Source organism: Colwellia sp. M166 (genome assembly GCF_024585285.1).
Classification (GTDB): Bacteria; Pseudomonadota; Gammaproteobacteria; order Enterobacterales; family Alteromonadaceae; genus Cognaticolwellia.
On sequence record NZ_CP040755.1, the window covers coordinates 97,361 to 122,109 of the forward strand.

A 24,749-nucleotide genomic window follows, 5' to 3' on the forward strand; every position below is an offset into this window, starting at 1 on the left:
TACAAGCTCATTGCCGCCAGTGACATATTGTCTATAAACTTACTTTTTGCCATAAAAACACCATGAAATCAGCAGTATTTAAAAATGTGCAATAAAACCGACAAAAGTACCTTTAAATTCAAGGTCGGTGTATAAATTATTTAAATTTTCCAATTCCATTTTGACTACCTTATATCCTAATGTCAGATGATAATCTCCCATTTTGGTATCAAGTAGATCGTAACTTAAACCAACTTGATAATCAGAAATACTATGGTGATCTTTTAATGAAAAATCGCCTTGTGCAAATATGCTTATATTCTTTAACGGTAAGCTAACGTCAGTTGCAAAATACAGCATAGGTACGATGTCATTGGTTTTTATTTTACCAGTAGAAGTAACTGATGTTGAAGTTGATGTTGATGTTGTAGGACAAGTCGGATTTTGTGACGTTTGAGGGCAATCATCATCATTATCAACAATAATTTTTTTTCCTGTCACTATAACATCACCATTAAAATCCCTTGCGGTTAACCCTAAATCAAATGAAAAATTTCTGTTATCTAGCAACTGGTAAAATAAAGTGTAATCGACATAACTAACGCTAAAGTTTGTATTAATATCGTCACCAGTTGGAAAGCTTTCTCCACCAAAGCTAAATCCTTGTGTTAAGCTTTTTTTATTTGTGGTATTAAGCGAAGTACTTTCAATACGTATATTAGGCAGAAAAGAATAAGGATGTTTAACTGCTACAAAGTAGTTTGTTTGCTGTTCTTTTTTGGAATTAACATCAATGGGTGAACTTTCTTCACCAAAAGTCCCATTTACTTCACTTTGCCAAATTTGACCACCAAGATATAAACCAACCTGACTTTTGTCTTTCGGGGTATAGCTAAAATTTGCAAATGTTTGCGGGATAAAAGTAAAAAGTATAGCAAGTGCTGCTAAAGCCGTTTTTTTCATCTGGTTATCATCCTTGTTTACTAGTGGCTATATTCCGTATTTTAATATGTGCCATCATCTTGAAAAAACATAATAATATTACCATAAACTATTAGGGTCTGTTGATCTTTCGAGATTGTTTTTGCAGCTTTTTGTTGGGTATTTATACAAGGCAGAGCCTTTGCCATGTGCTTGTTCCATATAAAAAGGCGATAACGCCGTACAAATGACCAACAAACGCTGTCCGAAGGATTCGGCTAAAAGCGTCTTACTCATTGTTGAGTAGTATTTGCTTAGAGTGACTAGGCTACACACTACTCGCCGCGACTAAAACGCTTTTATCTCGAACAAAATTTAACCACGAAAGATCAACAGACCCTAATAAAAAAAATTATTATTGACAATAAATTTTGTCTATGTTCCTATTTATTTCGCAGGGAGCATCCAATTATTACATTGATCGTAATTATTATTTCTAACCATTATTGTTATTAATTTACTCTAAATATTCCTATTCAGAGTTTTTGCATCCCTGTTATTTTTAATATTAACAAAGGATTTTTTAATAATGAAAAAGATATATGCATTAGTTCCACTCATTTTTACCGCATTTGTTTCTACTTCTACTCTAGCTGGTACATGCTCTTTAAAGCTTGTAGATGAAGATGGAAATTTTTCGTCTGCTGATTATGGGCCAGGAGGTCTGGTATTCCTTTGGTCGGAGGAGGGGTTTATAATGGGGTAAATAACCAACTTTTACGTACAATAGATTTAGAGCTACGTTCACGAGTAAATAACCCTGCGGTTAACTCTGATTGCCCTTCATACTATGATAGAGATGAATGTAGAACTAAAAACTCTCGTCTAACAAAATTTACTGTTGATATTAATTGGTCAAATTAATCGCTTTGATAATTAACTTAGCCTCTCAATTAAGGTTAAAGCAACCTACATAGTTGAGAGGTTTTTATTATGGCGATGCCAAGAAAACAACAAATAAGCCACCTAGGTACTCCGCATCTTCATTGTATTTTCAGTTCAAAAATAAGTATTATTAAAGCTATTAATGACCGCTTTGGTGGCTCAGGAGCCAGTTGAGGAGATAATCAATCAGGTTTGATATCCTATGCTCATTATGCCGTTGGTATTCTATTTTTAACATTAGCTATGAACCTTAAGCTCTAGTTAGCAACGATAGATTTTGCTCTCTGTAGTAAAAAGAAGATATTATTAAATCCTAAATAAAGACTGCGTATAATTCTTTATCAAAGTTTTTCTTGTTAAATTCTTTTATTACACGATTTATAAACATAGAACCACTGTATTAAAATACAGTGGTTCTATATAGAGAGTAAAAATTTAATGTTATTTGATACGGAACGTCATGAATTGCTTACCGTAACTTTATGGGATCATAATGTTGTTCAAAAAGAAGTAATATCAATTATTAATGATATTGAACAATCATTGTTACCTAATGCTTGTTGGCCGACACATCCCCTCGATGCTGAAAGTTACCCTAGAGTTGGACCTAAATGGTCTGCCTATGCAGGAGCGGCTGGAGCTATTCATGGTTTACAAATTTTAAAAAACTACGGTTATGATGTACGTGATTTATCACATTTACTTGAAGACGTTCACTCATCATTCATAAAATCTCCTGATGTATCAGTAGAATCTGGTCTGCAAATAGGTGAGATAGGTATTTTAGTACCTCGATTATTGGCAGAGCCTGATAATCAAGAAGTATCTCAATACCTTTTGAAATGTATGGAAGAAACAGTAGATCTTCCTCTTTATGAGATAACGTCAGGGCAAAGTGGAATGATGCATGCTGCATTAGCCTTGTATCGTAATACAGGTGATATCTGCTGGAAAAGTATATTCATTAAAGGTGCAAAGTCATTAATGGATAATTGGAAAGAAGATACTGAAACAGGCGAATGGCATTGGCAAAGTCAAGTGTTTGGCCTTAAACGACATTATTATGGAGCTTGTCACGGTATATCTGGTAACGCAAACATCCTACTACAAGGTATTGATTTATTGCCAAGTAGTTATAGTGAAGTCATCATCAACCGAACTATTTCTACACTAAATATTTCAGCCAAAAGAGAAGCTAATTTAACTAATTGGGTTTTATGTACTAAACCAAATATTGATAAACTACTTGTACAGTGGTGCCATGGTGCCGCAGGTATTGTTACTGCAATGGCAATGACACCCAAAGATAATTCTTCAAACTCTAAGCTACTTGATGAATTACTTGAAAGTACGGGGGAGTTAGTGTGGCAAGCTGGTCCACTAGTAAAAGGCTCTAATATTTGTCATGGTACTTCAGGCAACGGTTATGCCTTTTTATATTTATATAAAAGAACGGGTAACTCTATTTGGCTTGATAGGGCTAGAAAATTTGCAATTCATGCTATTGAGCAGTGTAAGAGAGATCGTTTGCATTATGGTCAAGGTAGATACACATTATGGACAGGTGATGCTGGTCTTGCTATTTATTTGCATCATTGTTTACATCCTGAAAATTCAGCTATTCCTGGTTTAGATTTATTTTAATATACTGCTTTGATATGAAGTCTAAATGCAAAATATCTATAGTCATTTAGCCAAGATAATTCGTTTTGATTTAAAGTTCCTATGACAGCAATGGTGGCTTTTGCGACTGTCAGGTTTGATTAAGATCTAAATCGGTGTTATCGAATGGTGATAGTATTAACCTTTGACCTAAGAGCTGCACGATATTTCCTTAGGTTTTATAAGCGGCTTTCAGTCCGTTTGTATGATGTTTTTTTCAAGAATATTAGACTCTAAACCATCTAAACTTTTTTGGTTTTTCTTTTCCCAATACTTTTCAATGCCATGTTCACCTTTTTTAATAGCCCAATCTTTAAGTTGTTCTCTATCTTCGTTATAGCTATAAAAAGGGACTGACATACCACAAGAGTTTTGAACAATATCTACTGATAAATCAAATATCTGCCTTGTACCTGGAAGTAACGTAAAATGAGCTGATAGCTCGTTCCATTCCACATCATTTCTATGGATAACTTTTGCATGGCCGTAAAGCCGCAATATATTAGGGCTACCATCAAATGCTAAAAACATAATTGTCATGCGACTATCTGTTTGAATATGTGCCGATGTTTCATTCCCACTGCCAGTGACATTAAGCCAAATGACTCTGTTTGGCCCTAGAACTTTAAAAGAATCCATTCCTTTTGGAGAGATATTTACTCGGCTATCTTTAGTTGCAGTGCCAACGAAATATATTTTTTGTTCTTTTATGAATTGAATGTTTCTATCAGATATTTCTGAATATTGCTGTCCCACGCCTAAATTCTCCAATTAACAATTCGATTTTAATGATTTGTATAGCTACTGCGTAATACCATGATGCCGATCGCTCAATACCATTCAAGCCGATCACTTTTTTGTCTGCCAGTAGACCTCAGTAAAATCTAACTTGAGTGATCGGCATCAGTCAAGGAATTTAGTTTTTTTCGCATCGATTCGCCTTTTAATTCCAACTTTATTGCTCCGTGAACAAGCCTATCTAGAATCGCATCCGCGTGTGTCGATTCTCCGATCATTTCATACCAATTTTCTATCGGTAATTGGCTGGCAATTAAGGTCGATTTTGTGTCATATCTCGCATCAATTAATTCCAGTAAATCACTGCGTTGTTGAGCCGTTAATGGCTCTAATCCCCAATCATCTAAGATCAGTAAATTGGCAGAGCTAAGCTTGTTGATCAGTTTTCGATAACTCCCATCGGCTTGCGCTAAGAACATCTTTTCTAATAGCTCCTTGAGCCTAAAATAATAAACACTACTCCCTTGTTGGCAGTGATTTTGACCAAGCGCGCAAGCGAGGTAAGTTTTGCCACACCCCGTTGCGCCCGTGATCAAAATGTTTTGGTGAAGGCGAAGCCATTCACCTTGTGCTAATGAACGGATCTGAGTTTTATCGAGTTGTCGTGCTGCGCCATAGTTGAGTTGAGCAAGCGTGCCGCCAACTCTGAACTTTGCTTGTCGAGTTAGTCGGTCAATTTTACGTTGATCACGCTGCGTTATTTCATGCTCAAGCAATAAACTTAGCCGCTCTTCGAAGCTTTGTTCAACGTATAGATTGGGTTGCTCGTATTGCTGTAATAGCGCATCACATATACCGCTTAGCTTTAAGTGACTTAACTGATTATTGACTTGTTGATTGATGTTTTGCATAAGGTTTCCTTTGGTTTGTTAGTTTTTATTAATGGTAATAGTTGTTGCCGCGGATATTTTTATGAGCAATATCTTGTAGTAAATCACCTTGAGCTTGTGGCAAGGGTTGCTTATCTAAGCCTTTTTCTAAGATGGTTGTTACTTGTTTTACGCGAGTAACACCTGTGGCTAATGCACGATGACAGGCTGCTTCAAGACGTTGGTCTGTAAACTTCTTGCCTAGGCTTAATAACCCCATACAAGCACGGTAGCTTTGCTCTGGATGCTTTTTAGCTTGCATCAATTGCATAACAAACTGCTCCGTTGATTTGCCGAATTTACTTGCCCAGCGCTCAAATCGCTGCGGTGTCCATTGCTGTTGTTTTTGGTGAGCGATAGGCATATGCAGTTCAAGCGTAGTGTGTGCACCTTCTCGGTATGATCTGGGATGAACAGCGACTCGTATGCCTTGATGGTAGAGTGTCACCAATTTCCCTGAGGCATGGACTTCAAGCTTTTGCTTGATCAAGGTGTGAGGCACAGAGTAATAGTGTTTTTCAACTTCCACATGGTAATCAATATGCACGCTAACTTGTTTTACCAATGTATAGCTGTAAGGCTGTGTGGGTAAATGTTTGAGCGCAGGTCTGTCGATAGCGTCAAACTGACTGAGCCGTGAGCCAGGATGCTTTTTCATTTTCCTCTGATTTAAATCGACCAGTAATGCTTGTATCTTCAGGTTCAATTGACGCAAGCTAAAGAAGGTTTCATTACGAAGGCGTGCCATGATCCAACGCTCAACAATTTGTACACCCACTTCAGCCTTGGATTTATCTTTTGGTTTATAAGGTCTAGCAGGCACAATGACCGTATCATAATGTGTCGCTAGTTGTTGGTAGGTTGGGTTTAAGTCAGGCTCATATCGGCAGGGTTTGGTGACGGCACTTTTAAGGTTGTCAGGGATGATCAGCTCAGGAACACCACCAAGAAACTCAAAACAACGGGCGTGACTCATCACCCAATCTTCGAGTTTCTGGCTGTAAGTCGCTTCGGCATAGGTATAATTTGATGCACCCATGACTGCGACGAACACTTGTGCAGTACGGCACTCACCTGTACTTCCATCAACAATACTCATGGTTGGGCCACAGTAATCCACAAACAGTTTTTCTCCTGCTTTATGGTTTTGTCGCATCGAGGGTTTTTGGCATTTAAGCCACGCCTTGTACTGGCGGCAGAAGTGGGTGTAACTGTAAAATCCTTCCGCATGTCGCTCTTTATATTCCTCCCAAAGCAATAACAACGTCATGGTTTTTGGTCGTAGCTCTTGCTGAACTAATGACCAGTCTGGGATCGTAAAACCTTTGAGTCGAGGCTTTGTTTTGAAGAACGCTTGTTGCAGAGAGTGATCATCCCACTTCTCATCAAGCGGCCAGCAAGTAATATCTAGCTCTGCTGATTTACAGGCATATTTAGATACGATTGAAGGTGAAACAGATAAGCTTTTTGCTATCTGACGATGACTGAGTTTACAGCCGTATTTTAATCTTAAAATCTCTTTAAGTTTACGCATTGAAATAGGTGCCGTTGGCATGGTCATTCTCATCATCAAAAATGAAAAGAATAACGGTTAAAAACACCTACTGGCTAGACAAAGAGTGTGAATATTGAACGATACTATTCAAGCCGATCACTCAATACCATTTTGACCGAAAAGTGATCGGCATCGATGGTATTGAGTGATCGCGATGGATGGTATTAGGTGATCGGCTTAGATGGTATTAGGTGATCGCGATGCATGAGAATATGCAGCTACGATACTACACAATCAACTTCTGTCTCTACTAGCCATTGTAGATCTATGAATCTACTTACTTCAACGAAGGTACAAGCTGGTTTAATAGATGAGAATAACTCTCCATGTGCTTGTGCAGCTTCTTTCCAACGGGAAATATCAGTGAGCATAATTCGAGTTCTAATAACATCTTGAATACTACCACCTGCTTCCTCTATTGCAGTAATTGAAAGCTCAAGGCAGTATTTAGTTTGATTATATACATCATCAATATGAACCGTTTTACCATTATTGATCGGAGCCGTTCCTGAAACAGAGATAGAATTACCAATTCTACAAGCACGAGAAAAGCCAATAGGCTCTTCAAGGTGAGAACCTGAACTAACAATTTTACGCATATGCTTCCTTGTAGTTATAACCGCTTATCATGAGGGCTTCTCAGTAATATAACACAAGAAATTCATTAGATAATATATGGAAAAATATTTTTAGTTAATTGATGCTTGTTGCACTTTTAAGTCATCCTTCTCAACTTCGTTACTGGCGGCTTTGGTGGCGTTGTTGCCAGATACCAGTTATGGATCTGGCACAATACCTAAGAGTCGATACTCTCTGAAATCTCAAGAGCATCATCAACTTCAATCCCTAAATACCTAACAGTGCTTTCAAGCTTTCGATGACCTAGCAACAATTGGCACGCTCGTAGATTTTTAGTTTTTTTGTATATCAATGATGGCTTCGTTCTTCTCATCGTATGAGTTCCATATTGGGTTTGATCTAAACCAATCATGGAAACCCAAGCATCAACAATTCTTCCATACTGACGTGTTGATAGGTGTTCTGATGAATGAATACGAGACTTGAATAAATAATCATTTGAGTTTAGTTGAAAATTTGTAATTAAAGTTTGAACTGAATTACGTGTATTTTCGGTAAGTTCAAATTGAACGGGTAATCCCGTCTTTTGTTGAACAATAATGACTCTCGACTGAATAATTTTTCCGTGAGCAATATCTCGAATCTTTAGAGTAACTAAATCGCATCCTCTCAATTTACTATCGATAGCAAGGTTAAAAAGCGCAAGGTCTCTTATATTATTCACTAATTCTAATCTGATTCGGATTGCCCAAATTTGTTGTAGCTTAAGTGGTAATTTTTGCCCAACAATTTTGTTTTTATTCCATGGCTCAGTTGGTTTATAAACGGTTAAAGAAAACATGATAGTTCTCCGTTATTAATGGAGAACTAAGTATGGTCTATTGTTAGCTTCAAGCTCATTGCTGCCAGTGGCTGTCCATATCAGAACGCTAACAATGCCACAAACACGGCAATAAAAGACAAGTGTTAGCGAGCTTTATACGAGTGAATTTTAAATGTCTTGTATAGGATGAACCATTCTACTTGTAATTTTGCTCTTAATTGAAATTCAGTTATTACATATCCCATCCTCTAATATTTTTCTTTCCTTTAAAATTATCAATATCTTGGGTTTTAGACATTAAAAACTCTAAAAGAGGGATGTTTTTAAACCTACAAGTTTGAGCTATGCCCAATAAAATTAGATAGTTAATCATACCTGATTCAGAAAAAGATCCTGATATCTTTCTCTGTACAGCAAGGTGTCTAAGCGCTCTTTCTGCCATATTATTATTCCAAGGGACATCATCTTTCTCTAAAAAAACAAATAAGCTATTTCTGTAACGTTTGAAACGCTTTTGAAACGTACTAGTCACTTCTGATTTGTATGTGTTTTCATCTATATGATATTGATAAAAATTTTCAATCTTAACTTTAAATTTTCTCAAATTTCTTTTCTTCAGCCCATACTTATCAACGGCCCCAAAAATGGGAGATAAAACTTGCTGTAGATTGTATATAAAATTTTGAAGCTCTAAATCGAAAGGGAATTTATGAAGAGCATCATTTATATCTCGAATTAAATGTACTAAGCACTTTTGTTGGCAGCAATCTACGGCATCATATCCCGCAAAAAAATCAGAAATCAATACCCCTGTATACCCTTTTAAAACTTCATGTACTATTGCCGAATCACGAGTTGGTGTAAGCTTAAATATGACGTGATTTCCATCTGTAAATACCCATATATACTGTATTTTACCATGAATATTTATAAGCGTTTCATCAACATGTATTTTAGAGGAACCTAGAATTTTTTTTAAAATGATACTTTCTGTTTTTTTGTAAATACTGCTTATCGACATAAAAAGTTCAGCAATACTAGAAGGACTCACAGTGAGATTGAATGAATCTTCAAGCAGTTGTGTTATTTTCCTGTATGGCAACCTCATTGCTAACCTTTGATATGCAATCCACGCTTTAATACCGTATCCATACTTACTACTTTTACCAAACCTTCTGATAGTTGGAGGAGTAATATCCTTCTTACATTTTGTGCATCGACCTTTATAACCCCAATATTTAATTACTGTTTTTTTTATTCCTTTTGGATGGCAAACTAAATCAATAATAACTTTCTCTGCAATTATATCTTTAGTTATTAGTAATCTTTTATGTTTTGGGCATGTTCTTCCACGTACAACACGAACCTTTTTGTCTATTTTTATTTTTGCCGTAAAGGTATTTTTTATGCTTGATCGTTTCCCTATTTTTTTTTCTGTTTTTATTCAAGGATATTTTTGATTGCTCATAGATGCCATGAGCAGATTTGATTATTTTCTTAAAATCTTGAATTATTAAATTATTCGTTTCATCAAGGCATTGATCTTCAGAATTAACCGCTATTACATTAGAGTTAGCTTTGTCATGTAGAGCTATTTCACAAATAACACCTTTCAATCTTTTTAAATTTAGGCAATCCTCTTGATTATATGTAATTAGCTTTTTTTTAATTACTTGAACTTGTGTCTTTTCATAATTATGTCGCCAAACAATACTTGTTAATCCATTGGCATCTTCATCGTCCCATGTATAACCAAGATAATTACAAATATCTTTTAAACTATTACTTATAGTTGGGAAGTAAATTCGCCCATAGATGTACTCATTTATATTGCACAGCCGCAGGTTAATACTATCAACATCTGTGTTATAGCGTAGTCCAAGTTCTTTAATTACACGTTTCTCATAACTCCCATAATGATAAATTGGTGCTTTAGGGGATTCGTTGATAATTTCATTAAAGGATTTCCAAATAATTAACTCGTCTTTTTTATTTTCAGCCCATAAAGAGATACATTCATCTTTGTCGGGGTTTGATACTATAATCCCAATTAAATAGTGAAATTTATCGTCAGGCATCGACTCAACATCAATGAATATTTCAGTATCTGCCCCTTGTAGTTCTTTCAAATTATCGGTGTATATCTTTTTAGTTCGCAAAGCTAATGCTTGTAATTCATATTGATGGGTAGGTTTTTTATCTCCCAAAAAACGTGATCTACGCCTTGGTTTATACAAATATGAAAGCTGCTTAATTGTAAAAATCCCTTTAGACTCAAATTTTCTTATTACCTTTTTTGTCATATTTGCTAGTAAATTGATACTGTCATTCTTTTTTACGCTTTCTAAACATTCTTTTTCAAAAGGGCAAATACAACAATGCTTATTAAGTATCACTGCTGGAATTTCGGGCTTTGAATGCTTCCAATGTTCAAGCTCTTCAATGATAGGTAGGTGAATATCGACTTTATGCTGAATAGTTTTTTTTAGACCATTTTGAAGTATAACAACAGATCTTTTCGGTTTAATGCCTTCTGCTTTATATAAGATATCAGCTATAAACGAAGCTTTAACTCTATCTTCATTCTTTAGTACAGGATAATCAGAAAATAGTAATGGCTCATAAGACAGTTCATTTAAATATTTTTTACTAACCCTCTCTAAATGAATGCACTCTACAGAACCGTAAGGGGTATCAAAGTATGCGTTTAAGGTAATATCAACATCGGTTAAATGATTTTTTTGATACTGACAGCACTCTCTACCCTCTAGATATTGACGTTGTATATTAAGTTTTTTTTCATCAATATATAGTGAAAATGTTTGCTGTTTACCGAGTGAGAAACCATAAAGAATGAGGTAAGCTTTTCGAGGGCATATTGAATATGAGTAAACGATATTTTCCGTTATGTTTAACTTGAACATAGTTATCAACTCACACTTTCATAGCCTTATTTTAGTTTAGCAAAGAAATTATTTTTAATAATCACCTCAGTAACAGAACAAAAAGTCACGCATTAGATAATAGGCTAATTATTTGGGGTTAATGTCGTCAATGTACTTTGAAGTTATGCCAATGTGAATTCGTGACTGGCGGCAATGGTGGCTTTGCTGACCTTATTGGATTGTTGACGAGTTACAAAATTTTTCTCAGGTGTAACTTAAATGTTAAATTTTCTCATCGTGTGACGCATTTCTCATTATGTTTGACGATCCACACATAGTGATTATTATCTGTTTGGCTAAATGTGCCTATTCAATGTAAGACATGTCTTACATTGCTGTAAGATATAATGGTTTTTTTGTGGAGTAAAATCCACTCGATATATTTAACTCATTGTTTATATATATTTTATTTTAGTTTGTAGTTTGTTAAAATAATGTTGCTGTTATTTTTTTTAACCACTAGCTTTTAAAAAATAGAGATTAGGCTAATATTATCAGGGTCAGGAAGACAAACGGATTATCAATCACGGTAAAGGCATACCAGAGGAAGCTTAGTATAGCGAAGAGATAGGATATCTCATCAGGATAGAGGGAGTAATTGTTACGGAATAATCGTCAGGATGATGGATACAGACAATTGATGTAGTGAGGATAACTACTGTTAAGGACAATTAGGACAGCAAATGATTTGCTAAAAAACTAAGGAAAGTTCTTTATGGATGAAGCGAGAACATTATATATTGATGCAGGATGCAGATAAGCTAGTTATAGAAATGCGGTTCATTGAACCGCATTTTTTTATCTAAAATTTAGCTGATTGTATTTTTATAACTGATACCAATGCTACTAAGTTTATTCCCACTCAATGAAATTTAAAAGCTTTAGCGGCACAGGTTCACCGTTCCAGACTGAACCTCAGTACCTACATCCATGAAGGCATAAGGCCAGATTGAAGATAATGGCTATTCTCGACAACTGCTCCTGCGTTGTTCTAATGACTCACATCCCTGTGAGAACCTTATCGAAATCAATAACGCGGCCTGTAAGCTTTTTAAAATCCTCTTTCGGGAGCTCACCAGCGGTTCGATAACCGCCGTTAATTTCCTTTATATAGACTAACTAGACTTGGTATGAGCTAAGATTGATGGTTTAATTAAATATTTTTAGTCATTAATATTCAATTAAGTTTGCATAGAAGTTAGATTTACCTAATGTTGCTTGACTCCCTTTTAGTGAAAAATTATAGCCGCAGAGTGAGAACTTATTTTTAAAAGCTATATTTTGCAGTAATGTTTTTGTGTCTAATGGTGAAAAATATGCATAATAATCACTATCTATTACGCTGACACTGAAAGGTCTGATTGCCTCTCCTTTATCAAAGGCTATATTTTCACAGTTTTTATCACCCGTTGCAGTGGCTAATGTCCAACCTTCTTGATTACTATTGACGTCAGCTTGCCAGTTAATAACAATGCCATTGCTTGAAGACATCATTATCGAAAAATTATCGGGTAAAGTGATTGAGTGCTGAAAACTATTCGTGCTCTTGGGGGCTTCACTTATCTTTTCAGGATAAATCTCTGCTGTTGGAGAGCGATTAGTCATCATTGATATGATTAATGCTAGCAGTAATACAAAACTAATAGCAGCAAAAATAAGCCTTGAATTGTTATGGCTTAATAGCGTTAATCGAATGGTCTCACCAAGATCAAAACGACTCTGTTTACTGTTTTCAGCTTGGTTAATATTACTTGTGGTCGAGGGATTATACTTGCTATTTTCAGCAGGTGCCGAGTATTGACTTTCATTGTTTGATGGTTGATTAATGTTAATACTGTGCATTGTTGGTTCGACACGCCTACTGGTGTGCGAGTTAACTTTTGTTGTTTGCTGCAAGTCACTTAAATCAACGGGACCATGATAGCCAAAGATATATGGCTTTTGCCCCTGACTTGGGTAGGTTAAAATAAATAATGCCGGTAGCAAGGGCAGTAATAATAGCCAGTAACTGACAAGATCATAAAAGAAAATAGTTATTAGGCCGGTAATAATAAAGCTAGTAGTAGATATAATGCTCAATTGGTTCTTTAATTTAGCATCATTGAGCCGACGCTGAGTGGTGAACAGATAAATAGCTGAACAGAATAATAGTAGCAGCATCGAGCTTAATTTATGATTAATTAAGCTGACAGTTAAAAAAATAAAAGTAACAAAGCAAATAATACTAATAATGATAAAACGTTGACGATTATCAACACCATGCCAGCAAAATAATGACTTAATAAGTTGCACAAAACCTCCGGAAAGTAGATTAGCTTTAATCAATATTGGCTAACCTGAAATAACTAAAATAAGAACCCAGTGTGAGTTATGCAAGGGTAACCAATTTTATCTACAAAGTCAGTCTATATGGCAATTTGTTTATGCCGTTAAAATGGCTATAGATGAGAGACTAATTGCCAGTGAGATGTTAACTATGTAAGACATATCTGTATAACTTGTCAGTTTAGACGATAGGTATTTTACTTTGTTATTGTTAGCGCTTTATATCATCATGATTCTAATAGGTTATAATTTCTCTTAACTTTATTTAATAAAAAACTAATAATAAAATAGTAAAGTTAAATTTCATCAGCCTGTATTTAATTGCCCATTCGATTAAACTGAATTTTGTCAGGGAGACAACAAGTTAAGGAAAGCAAATATTTACATTGCAAGCAGCGTATTGTACTTATAGCTGAAATGGATTTTGCAAAATAAAAGGGAAGAGATTATTTAAACTGAGGTAAGTAAGGATATCGTGCAGGAAGCACAGCTTGTTAATGATAATTAATAAGCAAGTAATGGAGTACTTGCTAAGGAATAGTAAGCCAAGGATAGTGTTGAATAGTTAAAAATAAAAGCGACATTATGTCGCTTTTATTTGTCTAATTTACGCTAAGAAGTATTAGTTAACGCGATATGCAGGTGTATCGATATTATCTAATTTATAGCCTCTTAAGGTCATCGTGCCGTGATAGGTTGATTCACCGTCACCACTAAATTCAAACTCAAAATTACTCAGCCAATGTGGTCCAAACTGCTTAGAAAACCTCAATCTACTAGATAGTCTTGCGATAGCTAAAAACTGCAAGTTCTCATGTTTACAATACTTATCAGCATGTGATCGGGCATATTCTGCTACTTTTCGTAAATACACGAAATACCAAAATAACAAGCCGATAAAAAGTAAGTAATAAATGTTTTCCATAACTAAGCCTCTTATTTAAACAACATACCAATGGCTTGAGCCAAGTCAGGGCTACGCTGTGGTGAACGAATGGCTTGCAATAGTACGGGGCGTATTGTCGGTATTGCAACTAAGTCTTTAAATATTGCCGAAAATAATTCGTTATCATGGTTTTGTATCAAATGCTCTAAATAGATAAAGAGCATCTTTTCAGTACTTAGTATTGGCCATAAGCGACCGGCGATGATAATGAGTATTTCTTCATCTAATGTTTTATTCGTCATTAAATTAGTGAGCAATTTTTGACAGAATGGATGATCAGTACTTGAGGCTAAAGCACGTAATAGCGCAATAGTAATATTAAGATCGCTTGTAATGTCTGTTTTTATAAAGCGTGCAGTTATCTGTTCAATGATCTTTGCGGGCAAAACAATATTTTCTAATGCCGAGCATAATGGCAGCAATACTTGCGCTGGTAAGAAAGCAATAGCATTAGCGAGTATGTTGATATTGTTATTTTCACTTAATCTAAATGCAAAGTCGGATAAGCCTTGTACACCAATATCTTGCCAATTTCCCCAGCCGTTTTTGCCTGACAAGTATTGTTGAACCGGAAGATAAAACTTACTAGCAGGGTACTTTAATGATGTCGATACTGTGCTATTTATTGCCGCTAATTTATATTGAGCCGGTGTGAAGTGATAGGGATTTTTTTTCAATAATGCATCTTGTTGTTCGCTAGGATTGACCGATAGATCTTTGCCTAAGGCTTCAATTATTATGGCAATAAAGTGATTTCGAGCGCCTTGGTTTAATAAGCCACGTTCATCAAGCGGTAATTTTACAAACCATAAATATGGACTGCTCGCCTGTTTCTGCCAAAATGCAATAGCGAGTAAAGCATGACCTTGAGATGGGTATGGATAAGGTAATTGAGCCGCTTCAATTTTTTCAAATTGTTCTGTTGATATTTTATCGACTCGACGGCCAATATCGTAAATACGGTATTGGGAGTCAGATAAGCTCAGTAGTGCTGAAATCGAAGAGATAGGGTCGGAAGTTGTGCTCATAGAATAATTCTATCACTATTAAAGTTGAGATAAGTTGTTATAACGCGCCATTATAGAGATAATGAGACTTTAACTCCACTATGTATTTTTGCTAATTCATAGCTCATCTAGCTAATAAATGAGTAAGGTTAGTGAATATTTTTTCACTATATTTTAAAATTTTTTGAAATGAGTTATTTTAATCATGGTTTTATAAGTTTAATGCCTTCGCATAATAGAGAATATAACTACGCATGACCATTAAAAGTGCCGGTACGGTTATTGTTGATAAGCCGATATTAAAAATTTTATTTCAAGATGAGTTTCTTGTTGCCGTTGATAAGCCGGCAGGACTATTTGTTCATCGTAGCTTTATGGATAAAGATGAAATCTATTTTGCCTTGCAGTTAGTACGTGATCAAATTGGCCAGTACGTCTATCCTCTACATCGTTTAGATAGACCGACCTCAGGCGTGTTGCTCTTTGCTTTAACACAAGATGTTGCTCGCTTAATGGGACAGGCGTTTAGTGATAGAAAAATTCAAAAGACTTACTATGCCTTAACACGTGGGCATCTTTTGAGTGATGGTGTGATTGAGCACCCATTAAAAGAGAAACTTGATGATTTAGGTGATAAAAATGTTAGCCGGGATAAGGAAGCACAAAGTGCAAAAACTCACTATCAGTCAATAACAATCGCTTCATTACCTGTGCCTTTAGGTAAATATTCAAGTGTGCGGTATTCGTTGATTAAATGTCTGCCTCATACGGGTCGTCGCCATCAAATACGTCGACATCTTGCGCATTTGCGTCACCCGATTATTGGCGATATAAACTATGGTGATAATAAGCAAAATCCATTTTTTGGTGAGTATTTTGGCTTCAAACGATTGATGCTAATCGCTAAGCGTGTAGACTTTATTCATCCTGTTACGGAGTTGCCGATCACTATAGAAGCTGAGTTCGATGAGCAATGGCAGCAAATTTTTTCTAAATTGACATGGGAGCAAGACAGCTTGTAAATAGCTTGTCCTATGATATTAATTTAAGGCATGTTTAAGATAATTTAGTTTGGGCCAAAAATTTGCACTGAGTTAAAGTCTTGCGTAATTAAGCTACTGTAATTATGTTGTGCTCTTGTTGTTTGTTCTTCATTCTTGGCGCCTTTTATTGCTATGGCATTGACAAAATAAAGACTTTGATTATTTTCACGTTGTTCCGTGAAGGCCAATATCATTTGTTGGTCTTGTGTCATCGGACGATTTAGCAAACTCAGCATTAAATAATGGTCCGAAACAAGCGGCTTTTTCTCAACAATAGTTTTGGATGTTGAACTACAAGCCGATAGTAGCGTGATAATTAAAATAGTGTATAGGGTTAATAAATTTTTCATAATTTTTGTGATAATTAAGATAACTTGTTATCTCTATAGCAAAGGTTATGCCAATTATAATTTTAATTATGTAGTATGAAATTTTCTAGCAAGAAAAAGAGGTTAATTGTTTGAATTTAAGGTATAAAAAATAAAACCTCTAATATTATTAAATCATTACAATGGTACTGAGGAATGTTATTTTAGTGAGTTTTGATGATTTTAAACTGTGGTGAATAAAGCGTCAAAAAAACCACACTATAAGCTTTTTTGTGTATTTGCTAACAATAAATAATGTTATGGGTTAATGGCACATCATCATTTATTGTTAACACTATTGCTGATTTTATTCTTCTGATACCGAACGCAGTAGGGCATTAATACCTACTTTAGCACGTGTTTTAGCATCAACTTTTTTCACGATTATCGCAGCATATAAACTATAAGTTCCGCATTTTGAAGGCAAGTTTCCGGGTACAACGACAGAGCCCGCAGGTACTCGTCCATAAAGGGTTTCACCCGTTTCACGATCAAAAATACGTGTGCTTTGACCAATATAAACGCCCATTGAAATTACCGCACCTTCTTCAACGACTACCCCTTCTACAATCTCTGAACGAGCGCCAATAAAACAATTATCTTCAATGATCGTCGGGCCTGCTTGTAGAGGCTCTAGAACCCCACCAATGCCAACGCCACCTGAGAGGTGTACATTTTTCCCTATCTGCGCACAAGAGCCGACAGTAGCCCAACCATCAACCATACAGCCTTCATCGACATAAGCGCCTATGTTAACGAAACTTGGCATAACAACAACATTTTTACCAATGTAACTACCGGTACGAACTGATGCACCGGGTACAATTCTAACGGCATCAGCTACAAAGTCAGCATGGCTGTAGTTACTGTATTTCATTGGCACTTTATCAAAAAACTTGCTTTCAGCACCATCGATAACCTCGTTATCCCAAATCCTAAAAGAAAGTAATACCGCTTTTTTAAGCCATTGGTGAACAACCCATTCTCCGGCAATTTTCTCTGCAACCCGCGCAGAGCCATCATTTAATGCCGCTAGTGCATCTAATACCGCTTGTTTAACTTCTGAAGATACACTTGCGGGGGTAATATTCATGCGTTCTTCGAATGCTTGCTCAATAATTGTTTGTAATTCTGACATCAGGGAATTCCTAGTATTCATTGGGTAAATTTATCGATGACTATCAGCGCAAAGCATAGCTTCTAATGCGGCTTCCTGCTCTTTATTTAACGCTTGATTGTCATTATTCGAAACAGTAAAAACATCTTCAGCTTTTTCGCCAAAAGTTGTGATTTTAGCTGAATGTATTTGGATATTACATTTTTGAAAGATAGCGGCAATATTAGCTAATAACCCTGGATGATCTAAAGCGACAATTTCTAACATGGTACGATTTTTAGTTGTTCCTTCAATAAAGCTGACATGCGTTGGAACTTTGAACTGACGAAATCGCTTCGCAATAGGTTTTGGCTTTATCTTAATTTGTTTTGACGCTAATCTGACACTCAATGAGCGCGCTATACTTAATGCCCTAGCGCTGTCATTTATGGCTTTATTCCGGTTATCAAGCACAACAAAAGTATTTGCTGTGTAGCCAGATTTATTGGTAGTAATTTTTGCATCATGGATAGAAAGCTTTTTCGCGCCCAATAAAGAGACAATATTGAAAAATATATTGGGTTTGTCTTGGGTATAAACAAAAACTTCTGTTCCGCCACGATAAGGTTTAGGACTGATGATAACCAATGGTTTGGCTTTATTGTGTGACAATATATGTTGAAAGTGCCAAGCGATTTGTTCAGGTGAATAACGTAAAAAATAGTCAGCTTTAAACTCTTTCCATAATTGTGGCAACCGTTCTTGGTCAACCATATTTGTCTTTAAAATCGCAATGGCTTGTTGCTGGTTCTCTCTGATTTTGGCTCGTAAATCGACTGGTTTTTCTAGGCCACGTCTAAAAGCGCGCTTAGTACCATAGTATAAATCTTCAAGTAAGTTGGCTTTCCAGCTATTCCATAAGCTTTCGTTGGTAGCACGCATATCGGCAACAGTTAAGCAATATAAGTAGTCAAGATGAGCTTCATCGCGAACAATTTCTGCGAAAGCTTTGATAACCTCTGGATCGGAAATGTCTCTGCGTTGTGCAGTAACCGACATTAATAAATGCTGCTCTACTAACCAAGAGATCATTCGTCCATCATGATCTCCTAATTTATGAATCTTTGCGAAGTCTAGAGCATCAATAGCGCCTAACTTAGCATGATCACCACCGCGACCTTTGGCAATATCATGAAATATACCGGCAAAGTATAAAAGCTCTGGTTTACGAACGCGTTGCACTATTTTACTACATAATGGGTATTCATGACTGTGTTCTGGTTGACTAAAGCGATATAAATTCTTCAATAAACGGTAGCTATGTTCATCGACAGAATAAGCATGAAACAAATCAAATTGCATTTGACCGACAATATTACGCCATTGTGGTAAATATGCACCGATAATTGAATGGCGGTGCATCAATGTAAATGCTAAGCCTAAGCCTCTTGGGTGTTTAATAAGCTTGATGAAAATTTCGCGACAACGGGCGTAGTCAATCATACCAGAGACTAAACGTCGGCGCGCATTACGCATTAAGCGTAATGTTTCAGGGTGTAAATCGGTAATTTCTTTGTGCTGAGCGATCAATAAAAACATTTCCATGATCTTGGTAGAGCGGGTAAATACGCGCCTATTACATACCTTGATCTGACCATCAATAATGACAAAATCATCATTGAGCACAATTTCTTTACTGTGTTTTTTTTCGTTTAAAATAGCGTACTCAAAATGTTGTAATAACATTCTATTGAGTTCAGAAACGCGAGATATTATACGAAAAAATCGTTTCATCATTCGTTCTATAGCAAGTTTACCACCATCACCAAAGCCCATAAGTTCTGCAACATCGGCTTGATAATCAAACAGTAATCTATTTTCATTGCGACCTGCGATAAAGTGTAAGGCACAGCGCATACGCCAAAGGTAATCTTGACACTCAATGAGCTCAAAAAACTCATTGCTGGTTAAGTAGTGATGATCAATAAGTTGCTCAAGGGTATCAGCCATAAAATGTCGCTTGGCGACCCAACCTATGGTTTGAATATCCCTTAAACCACCAGGGTTAGCTTTGAGGTTTGGCTCTAGCGTGTAAGATGCGCCATGGTATTGCTGGTGACGTTGATATTGTTCATCACGTTTAGCGAGGAAAAATTTTTCTGAGGTCCAAAATATGTCTTCAACTAATAGGGGTTGTAACTGAGTTACTAATGCTTGGTTGCCACAAATTTGGCGCATTTCCATTAAATTTGTCGCAATAGTGACGTCATCTATCGCTTGATTTAAACATTCTTTGATACTACGAACACTGTGACCAATATCGAGTTTTACGTCCCATAATTGGGTAATAAATGATGATATTTTTTCGGCTAAATCGTCTTCGATTACATCTTGAGTCAGTAATAAAATATCTACATCAGAATAAGGGTGAAGCTCTTTACGCCCGTAGCCACCAACAGCAGCTAAACTAATTTGATATTCATCTAAATGGTGTTGGCACCAAAGTTTGGTTAAAATGAGATCAACGTAATAGGCACGAGCAGCAACAAGCGAAGTGACTTCGCTAATCGGAAATTCTGATTTTTGCCATTGCAGAAATTCACTACTCAGTGTACAAATTTCTGAACTCGTTAACGAAGGGGCGCTAACAGCGAGAGCTTCACAGTAATTTTCTGGAATGGGTGGGGTAATATTCAACAGTAAGCTCTCACATTTTTATCAATAGTACAATTGACTTATAAGTTTAAATAACCTTTTAGCTTGTCACTTAATCGATGACTTAGTTATGCAGCATTCTGGGTATCGTATCATCTTTGCGTAATGTTAATATTTCACAACCGGTTTTGGTGACCACAACAGTATGTTCCCACTGTGCTGACTTTTTACCATCTAAGGTGTATACCGTCCAGTTATCTTCTTTGTCGAGTGAAGTGTTAGCACGGCCTAAGTTAATCATAGGCTCAACGGTAAAACACATACCTTCGAGCATTTTATCTTTGTCATTATTTTTATAATGGACAATTTGTGGTTCTTCATGAAACTCTTTACCAATACCATGGCCACAATACTCTTTTACAATTGAATAGCGACCTGATTTTTTGATGAATTTTTGAATTGCGGTGCCGATTTCACCGAAAGTATTACCAGGTTTTACTTTTTTAAGGCCAACATACAATGCTTCTTGAGTAATACGACAAAGGCGATTATCTTCAGCAGAAGTTTCACCAATACAAAACATTTTACTGGTGTCACCATGGTAACCATCTTTAATAACAGTGATGTCAATATTAATAATATCGCCATCAACTAATGGCACATCATTTGGAATGCCATGACATACGACGTGATTCACCGAAGTACAAATCGACTTTGGAAAGCCGTGATAATTTAACGGTGCAGAAATAGCACTTTGCACTTTGTCAGTATATTCTGCACATAATGTATTCAACTCATCCGTTGTTACACCTGCTTTAACGTGAGGCTCGATCATTTCCAATACATCTGCAGCAAGCTTTCCTGCAACTCTCATTTTTTCAATTTCTTGCTGATCTTTAATCGTAATTGTCATAAAACCTCAGTGTGACTGTATTTTTTAGTGTCGCTAGCAAACATAACTTTTGCTGCTTTTCATAAAATAGGCAGCAGGGCTAGCTGGTAAATATTTATTGTTGATGATTTTACATGGTTTTCTGATTTTTCCCAATCGGAAAACCTAAGATAAATAAATTAATTACTGAAACAATTTAACAGAGTAAGCGAAGGGAGGAGGAAATCAATGAACCAGCAGACATTAGCAAATTGTAAAGTCTGCTGTTTTGTTCATTTATATAACAGTAAAAGTGTTATGTAATATTTTCAAGTTCAAGCTTTACGGCATCAACAATCGCATTTGGGTTCTCTAAATATAGGTTGTGGTTTAACAATACTAAGCGCTCGTTATAAGCCAGTAGCATGGCTGGAATTGCTTGTGTACCAATAAGTTCTTGAATTTCAGTAATATCATGGATAGCAAATTCAGCATCTTTCGTCAGTTTATTAGACTGTAAGCATTTTGCTGGCGGTGACAGCTTTAATTCATCGATAATGTCACTGACACTGTCTTTATCGGTTAGTTCATTACCTAAAATAAAATGAGCATGTTGTAGCTTAGTCAATAATTCGAAAGCAGATTTTGCCGATTTATTTTGCACCCACGCCATAAGGTTGGCGACTAGTGTTGAATCTTTAGCGTAATTTAGCGTGTCAATATAGTTAGCACCAAATGGCACTTTACTGAACTCACCCACAGCGGTAATTGTCGTTGGTGATACTTTATTGTCGCCATCATAATAGCTGATATGCATGGCTCTAAATGTTATTGATGGGAAGGCACTTAGTACTTTTTCAACAAGTACAGTTGAGGCGTAGCTCCATGGACAGTGACTATCGTAGATATAAAAAAGTTCTGCATTGGGTGTATTTAATGACATGATTCAATTAGCTTGATGAAAAATTGCTTTAATTTTAACGCGCTAGAATTAAAGATCCTAGCCTTTAGTAAAATAAAATATTATTAAGGATGCTTTTTAGCTAAAAACTAGCCAGTTGCTTGCATTTATGGTATAAAGTGCGCCGTTAAATTGTTTGCCTAAATCGTCCAGCGATTTTACAAATATTTTTAACCTTAAACGGTATTGATAAAATTCAATACATTAAAACTAAACTCACATACATCTAGCAAAGGTATACCGGGGTGCCCAGCGAATTTACGCTAAGTAAAACGCAATAAGGGTCGTGTATATTGGATGTATGAACGCTTAACCCCACAAAGGATAAAATAATGCCAAACGTTTCTATGCGCGATATGCTTAAAGCCGGTGTCCATTTCGGTCACAAAACCCGTTACTGGAACCCAAAAATGAAATCATACATTTTTGGTGCTCGTGATAAAGTTCATATCATCAACCTTGAACAAACTGTACCTATGTTCAACGAAGCTCTTGCTGTCTTAAGCAATGTTTCTTCGAAGAAAGGTAAAGTTTTATTTGTTGGTACTAAACGCGCAGCAAGCGATGCTATAAAAGAAGCAGCAATTAAATGTGATCAATTCTACGTAAATCACCGTTGGTTAGGTGGTATGTTGACTAACTGGAAAACAGTTCGTCAATCAATCAAACGTTTAAAAGATCTTGAAGCTCAAAGCTCAGACGGTACTTTTGAAGCGCTTACTAAGAAAGAAGCGTTAATGCGTACACGTGAAATGGAAAAACTTGAGAAAAGCCTTGGTGGTATCAAAAACATGGGTGGTTTACCTGATGTTTTATTCATCATTGATGCGGATCACGAGCACATTTCTATTAAAGAAGCTAACAACTTAGGCATTCCAGTAATTTCTGTTGTTGATACTAACTCAAACCCAGATGGCGTTGACTACATCGTTCCTGGCAACGATGATGCGATTCGCGCTGTGACCTTATACTTAGACTCAGCTGCTAACGCTGTTCTTTCTGGTCGTGAGCAAAACATCGCAGTACAGGCTGAAAAAGACGGTTTTGTTGAAACTGAATAAATTCAGTTTTAGATAACGTTTTAAACTGCTATTGCCACAACAACTTCCGTTGTTGTGGCAAATACTGAAGACACTTTTATTGAGGAAAATTTCATGGCAATTACTGCTGCACAAGTTAAAGAATTACGTGAACGCACAGCTGCGGGCATGATGGATTGTAAAAAAGCTTTACAAGAAGCTGATGGCGATATGGAACTTGCGATTGAAAACATGCGTAAGTCTGGCCAAGCAAAAGCGGCCAAAAAAGCAGGCAACATTGCTGCTGAAGGTGCTATTTTAATTAAAACTAACAACGGCGCTGCTGTTTTAGTTGAAATTAACTGTCAAACTGATTTTGTTGCAAAAGACAATAACTTCTTAGGTTTTGCTAACGAAGTTGCTGACGCTGCTCTTGCTGCTAAAGTAACTATCGAAGAGCTACAAGCTCAATTCGAAGAAAAGCGTATTACCCTAGTGACTAAAATTGGTGAAAACATCAATGTTCGTCGCGTAGAATACATCGAAGGTGCTGCTTTAGCTTCTTATAGCCATGGCGCTACTATCGGTGTTGTTGTTGCTGGTGAAGGTGATGCAGAAGCACTTAAGCACATCGCTATGCACGTTGCTGCAAGCAAGCCAGAATACATCAACCCTGCAGATGTTCCTGCTAGCGTAGTTGAAAACGAACAACGTATTCAATTAGATATCTTAAAAGCTGAAAACGATGCGCTTGCAGATAACAAGAAAAAGCCAGATGATTTGCTTGAAAAAATCATCATTGGCCGTATGAAGAAATTTACGGGTGAAATTTCTTTAACCGGTCAAGCTTTCATCATGGAGCCTAAGAAAACTGTTGGCGCCATTTTAAAAGAAAAAGGCTTAACAATTTCTTCATTCGTTCGCTTAGAAGTTGGTGAAGGTATTGAGAAAAAAGAAGAAGATTTTGCTGCTGAAGTAGAAGCACAAATCGCTGCAGCTAAGGCTTAATTTACCTTGGTAAATTAGCATAAGCTAAAGAATCCTTCATAAAAAAGCGCCGATTGGCGCTTTTTTTATGGTTGTTTTTAATGGTATAACCGGCTTTCCTATTGATAAATATTTTCTCTTACATGACTTGCGGTTATTGATGATAGTTCGGCGATTTAAGTCATGAAAAACAACTATTCAATCTCATACTTTGATTTTTTTAGAAGAAAACAATAAATCTCGTGCAAATATTGCACTATTTATCTCGGTAAAAGTGATAAATAGCTTCTACACTAGACTTTTTTCATATTAGACTTTCGAACCGTGGCTAAACGTATTAAAATAGCCGAGGTCGATCAGGCCTAGACTATTTTAATTTAATAATTCTTAAGGAA

General features: G+C 36.2%; 21 protein-coding genes. 4 read left to right on the top strand and 17 right to left on the bottom strand.

The window, feature by feature from the left end; genetic code table 11:
* Nucleotides 1-78: 78 nt before the first annotated feature.
* Nucleotides 79-942, bottom strand: a complete 864-nt coding sequence (locus FGD67_RS00540; RefSeq protein WP_257173187.1) for a hypothetical protein — start codon at nucleotides 940-942, stop codon at nucleotides 79-81.
* A 78-nt stretch (nucleotides 943-1,020) separates the two neighbouring features.
* Nucleotides 1,021-1,236, bottom strand: a complete 216-nt coding sequence (locus FGD67_RS00545; RefSeq protein WP_257173188.1) for a hypothetical protein — start codon at nucleotides 1,234-1,236, stop codon at nucleotides 1,021-1,023.
* 1,047 nt (nucleotides 1,237-2,283) lie between these two features.
* On the opposite strand from FGD67_RS00545, the gene FGD67_RS00550 reads away from it, so the two are divergent.
* The gene (locus tag FGD67_RS00550; protein ID WP_257173189.1) at nucleotides 2,284-3,489 is read left to right on the top strand and encodes a LanC-like protein; all 1,206 of its coding nucleotides are present in this window, start codon (nucleotides 2,284-2,286) and stop codon (nucleotides 3,487-3,489) included.
* A 210-nt stretch (nucleotides 3,490-3,699) separates the two neighbouring features.
* On the opposite strand, the gene FGD67_RS00555 is transcribed toward FGD67_RS00550, so the two are convergent.
* The 10 genes from FGD67_RS00555 to FGD67_RS00600 all read right to left on the bottom strand — a co-directional run bounded on the left by FGD67_RS00555 (nucleotide 3,700) and on the right by FGD67_RS00600 (nucleotide 15,375).
* Nucleotides 3,700-4,263, bottom strand: coding sequence for a pyridoxamine 5'-phosphate oxidase family protein (locus FGD67_RS00555; protein ID WP_257173190.1), 564 nt, complete (start codon nucleotides 4,261-4,263; stop codon nucleotides 3,700-3,702).
* Nucleotides 4,264-4,391: 128 nt separating this feature from the next.
* Nucleotides 4,392-5,156, bottom strand: a complete 765-nt coding sequence (istB, locus tag FGD67_RS00560) for an IS21-like element ISShfr5 family helper ATPase IstB (RefSeq protein ID WP_257173191.1) — start codon at nucleotides 5,154-5,156, stop codon at nucleotides 4,392-4,394.
* Nucleotides 5,157-5,184: 28 nt separating this feature from the next.
* Nucleotides 5,185-6,729, bottom strand: coding sequence for an IS21 family transposase (gene istA, locus FGD67_RS00565; protein ID WP_257173193.1), 1,545 nt, complete (start codon nucleotides 6,727-6,729; stop codon nucleotides 5,185-5,187).
* A 218-nt stretch (nucleotides 6,730-6,947) separates the two neighbouring features.
* The gene (locus tag FGD67_RS00570; RefSeq protein ID WP_257173194.1) at nucleotides 6,948-7,328 is read right to left on the bottom strand and encodes a RidA family protein; all 381 of its coding nucleotides are present in this window, start codon (nucleotides 7,326-7,328) and stop codon (nucleotides 6,948-6,950) included.
* A gap of 197 nt (nucleotides 7,329-7,525) precedes the next feature.
* The gene (locus FGD67_RS00575; protein WP_257173195.1) at nucleotides 7,526-8,149 is read right to left on the bottom strand and encodes a tyrosine-type recombinase/integrase; all 624 of its coding nucleotides are present in this window, start codon (nucleotides 8,147-8,149) and stop codon (nucleotides 7,526-7,528) included.
* A 214-nt stretch (nucleotides 8,150-8,363) separates the two neighbouring features.
* Nucleotides 8,364-9,575, bottom strand: a complete 1,212-nt coding sequence (locus FGD67_RS00580) for an IS66 family transposase (protein WP_306556806.1) — start codon at nucleotides 9,573-9,575, stop codon at nucleotides 8,364-8,366.
* Nucleotides 9,460-11,055 carry a TM0106 family RecB-like putative nuclease gene (locus FGD67_RS00585; RefSeq protein ID WP_257173196.1) on the bottom strand — a complete coding sequence of 532 codons (1,596 nt, stop codon included), beginning with the start codon at nucleotides 11,053-11,055 and terminating at the stop codon, nucleotides 9,460-9,462. Before FGD67_RS00585 ends, FGD67_RS00580 begins: the two co-directional genes overlap by 116 nt.
* A gap of 1,191 nt (nucleotides 11,056-12,246) precedes the next feature.
* Complete coding sequence (locus FGD67_RS00590) at nucleotides 12,247-13,368, bottom strand: hypothetical protein (protein ID WP_257173197.1); 1,122 nt, start codon at nucleotides 13,366-13,368, stop codon at nucleotides 12,247-12,249.
* A gap of 655 nt (nucleotides 13,369-14,023) precedes the next feature.
* Nucleotides 14,024-14,326: a DUF3301 domain-containing protein gene (locus FGD67_RS00595; protein WP_257173198.1), complete on the bottom strand. Its 303-nt coding sequence runs from the start codon at nucleotides 14,324-14,326 to the stop codon at nucleotides 14,024-14,026.
* 11 nt (nucleotides 14,327-14,337) lie between these two features.
* The gene (locus FGD67_RS00600; RefSeq protein ID WP_257173199.1) at nucleotides 14,338-15,375 is read right to left on the bottom strand and encodes a DUF3549 family protein; all 1,038 of its coding nucleotides are present in this window, start codon (nucleotides 15,373-15,375) and stop codon (nucleotides 14,338-14,340) included.
* Between the two features lie 233 nt (nucleotides 15,376-15,608).
* Here FGD67_RS00600 and truC point away from each other — a divergent pair, with 233 nt between their 5' ends.
* Nucleotides 15,609-16,376, top strand: coding sequence for a tRNA pseudouridine(65) synthase TruC (gene truC, locus FGD67_RS00605; RefSeq protein WP_257173200.1), 768 nt, complete (start codon nucleotides 15,609-15,611; stop codon nucleotides 16,374-16,376).
* 44 nt (nucleotides 16,377-16,420) lie between these two features.
* On the opposite strand, the gene FGD67_RS00610 is transcribed toward truC, so the two are convergent.
* The 5 genes from FGD67_RS00610 to FGD67_RS00630 form a co-directional block, all read right to left on the bottom strand.
* Entirely contained in the window at nucleotides 16,421-16,747 is a 327-nt protein-coding gene (locus FGD67_RS00610; RefSeq protein ID WP_257173201.1) for a hypothetical protein, read from the bottom strand.
* 325 nt (nucleotides 16,748-17,072) lie between these two features.
* Entirely contained in the window at nucleotides 17,073-17,903 is an 831-nt protein-coding gene (dapD, locus tag FGD67_RS00615; protein ID WP_257173202.1) for a 2,3,4,5-tetrahydropyridine-2,6-dicarboxylate N-succinyltransferase, read from the bottom strand.
* 30 nt (nucleotides 17,904-17,933) lie between these two features.
* Nucleotides 17,934-20,558: a [protein-PII] uridylyltransferase gene (glnD, locus tag FGD67_RS00620; RefSeq protein WP_257173203.1), complete on the bottom strand. Its 2,625-nt coding sequence runs from the start codon at nucleotides 20,556-20,558 to the stop codon at nucleotides 17,934-17,936.
* Between the two features lie 82 nt (nucleotides 20,559-20,640).
* Complete coding sequence (map, locus tag FGD67_RS00625) at nucleotides 20,641-21,429, bottom strand: type I methionyl aminopeptidase (protein WP_257173204.1); 789 nt, start codon at nucleotides 21,427-21,429, stop codon at nucleotides 20,641-20,643.
* A 274-nt stretch (nucleotides 21,430-21,703) separates the two neighbouring features.
* Nucleotides 21,704-22,330, bottom strand: a complete 627-nt coding sequence (locus FGD67_RS00630) for a hypothetical protein (RefSeq protein ID WP_257173205.1) — start codon at nucleotides 22,328-22,330, stop codon at nucleotides 21,704-21,706.
* Between the two features lie 350 nt (nucleotides 22,331-22,680).
* Between FGD67_RS00630 and rpsB the strand changes: the two genes are divergently transcribed.
* Both rpsB and tsf read left to right on the top strand, forming a co-directional pair.
* On the top strand, nucleotides 22,681-23,409 hold the full coding sequence (gene rpsB / locus FGD67_RS00635) for a 30S ribosomal protein S2 (RefSeq protein WP_081180832.1): 729 nt from the start codon (nucleotides 22,681-22,683) through the stop codon (nucleotides 23,407-23,409).
* 93 nt (nucleotides 23,410-23,502) lie between these two features.
* Complete coding sequence (gene tsf / locus FGD67_RS00640) at nucleotides 23,503-24,375, top strand: translation elongation factor Ts (RefSeq protein ID WP_257173206.1); 873 nt, start codon at nucleotides 23,503-23,505, stop codon at nucleotides 24,373-24,375.
* Nucleotides 24,376-24,749: the final 374 nt, after the last annotated feature.

Excerpts from the sequence above, each read along its gene's own strand:
- tsf (WP_257173206.1), top strand. The coding sequence starts at position 23,503 with ATGGCAATTACTGCTGCACAAGTTAAAGAATTACGTGAACGCACAGCT.
- truC (WP_257173200.1), top strand. The coding sequence starts at position 15,609 with ATGACCATTAAAAGTGCCGGTACGGTTATTGTTGATAAGCCGATATTA.
- FGD67_RS00595 (WP_257173198.1), bottom strand. The coding sequence starts at position 14,326 with ATGGAAAACATTTATTACTTACTTTTTATCGGCTTGTTATTTTGGTAT.
- FGD67_RS00610 (WP_257173201.1), bottom strand. The coding sequence starts at position 16,747 with ATGAAAAATTTATTAACCCTATACACTATTTTAATTATCACGCTACTA.
- FGD67_RS00570 (WP_257173194.1), bottom strand. The coding sequence starts at position 7,328 with ATGCGTAAAATTGTTAGTTCAGGTTCTCACCTTGAAGAGCCTATTGGC.
- FGD67_RS00600 (WP_257173199.1), bottom strand. The coding sequence starts at position 15,375 with ATGAGCACAACTTCCGACCCTATCTCTTCGATTTCAGCACTACTGAGC.
- FGD67_RS00630 (WP_257173205.1), bottom strand. The coding sequence starts at position 22,330 with ATGTCATTAAATACACCCAATGCAGAACTTTTTTATATCTACGATAGT.
- FGD67_RS00575 (WP_257173195.1), bottom strand. The coding sequence starts at position 8,149 with ATGTTTTCTTTAACCGTTTATAAACCAACTGAGCCATGGAATAAAAAC.
- istB (WP_257173191.1), bottom strand. The coding sequence starts at position 5,156 with ATGCAAAACATCAATCAACAAGTCAATAATCAGTTAAGTCACTTAAAG.
- dapD (WP_257173202.1), bottom strand. The coding sequence starts at position 17,903 with ATGTCAGAATTACAAACAATTATTGAGCAAGCATTCGAAGAACGCATG.
- FGD67_RS00585 (WP_257173196.1), bottom strand. The coding sequence starts at position 11,055 with ATGTTCAAGTTAAACATAACGGAAAATATCGTTTACTCATATTCAATA.
- FGD67_RS00550 (WP_257173189.1), top strand. The coding sequence starts at position 2,284 with ATGTTATTTGATACGGAACGTCATGAATTGCTTACCGTAACTTTATGG.
- rpsB (WP_081180832.1), top strand. The coding sequence starts at position 22,681 with ATGCCAAACGTTTCTATGCGCGATATGCTTAAAGCCGGTGTCCATTTC.
- FGD67_RS00540 (WP_257173187.1), bottom strand. The coding sequence starts at position 942 with ATGAAAAAAACGGCTTTAGCAGCACTTGCTATACTTTTTACTTTTATC.
- map (WP_257173204.1), bottom strand. The coding sequence starts at position 21,429 with ATGACAATTACGATTAAAGATCAGCAAGAAATTGAAAAAATGAGAGTT.
- istA (WP_257173193.1), bottom strand. The coding sequence starts at position 6,729 with ATGCCAACGGCACCTATTTCAATGCGTAAACTTAAAGAGATTTTAAGA.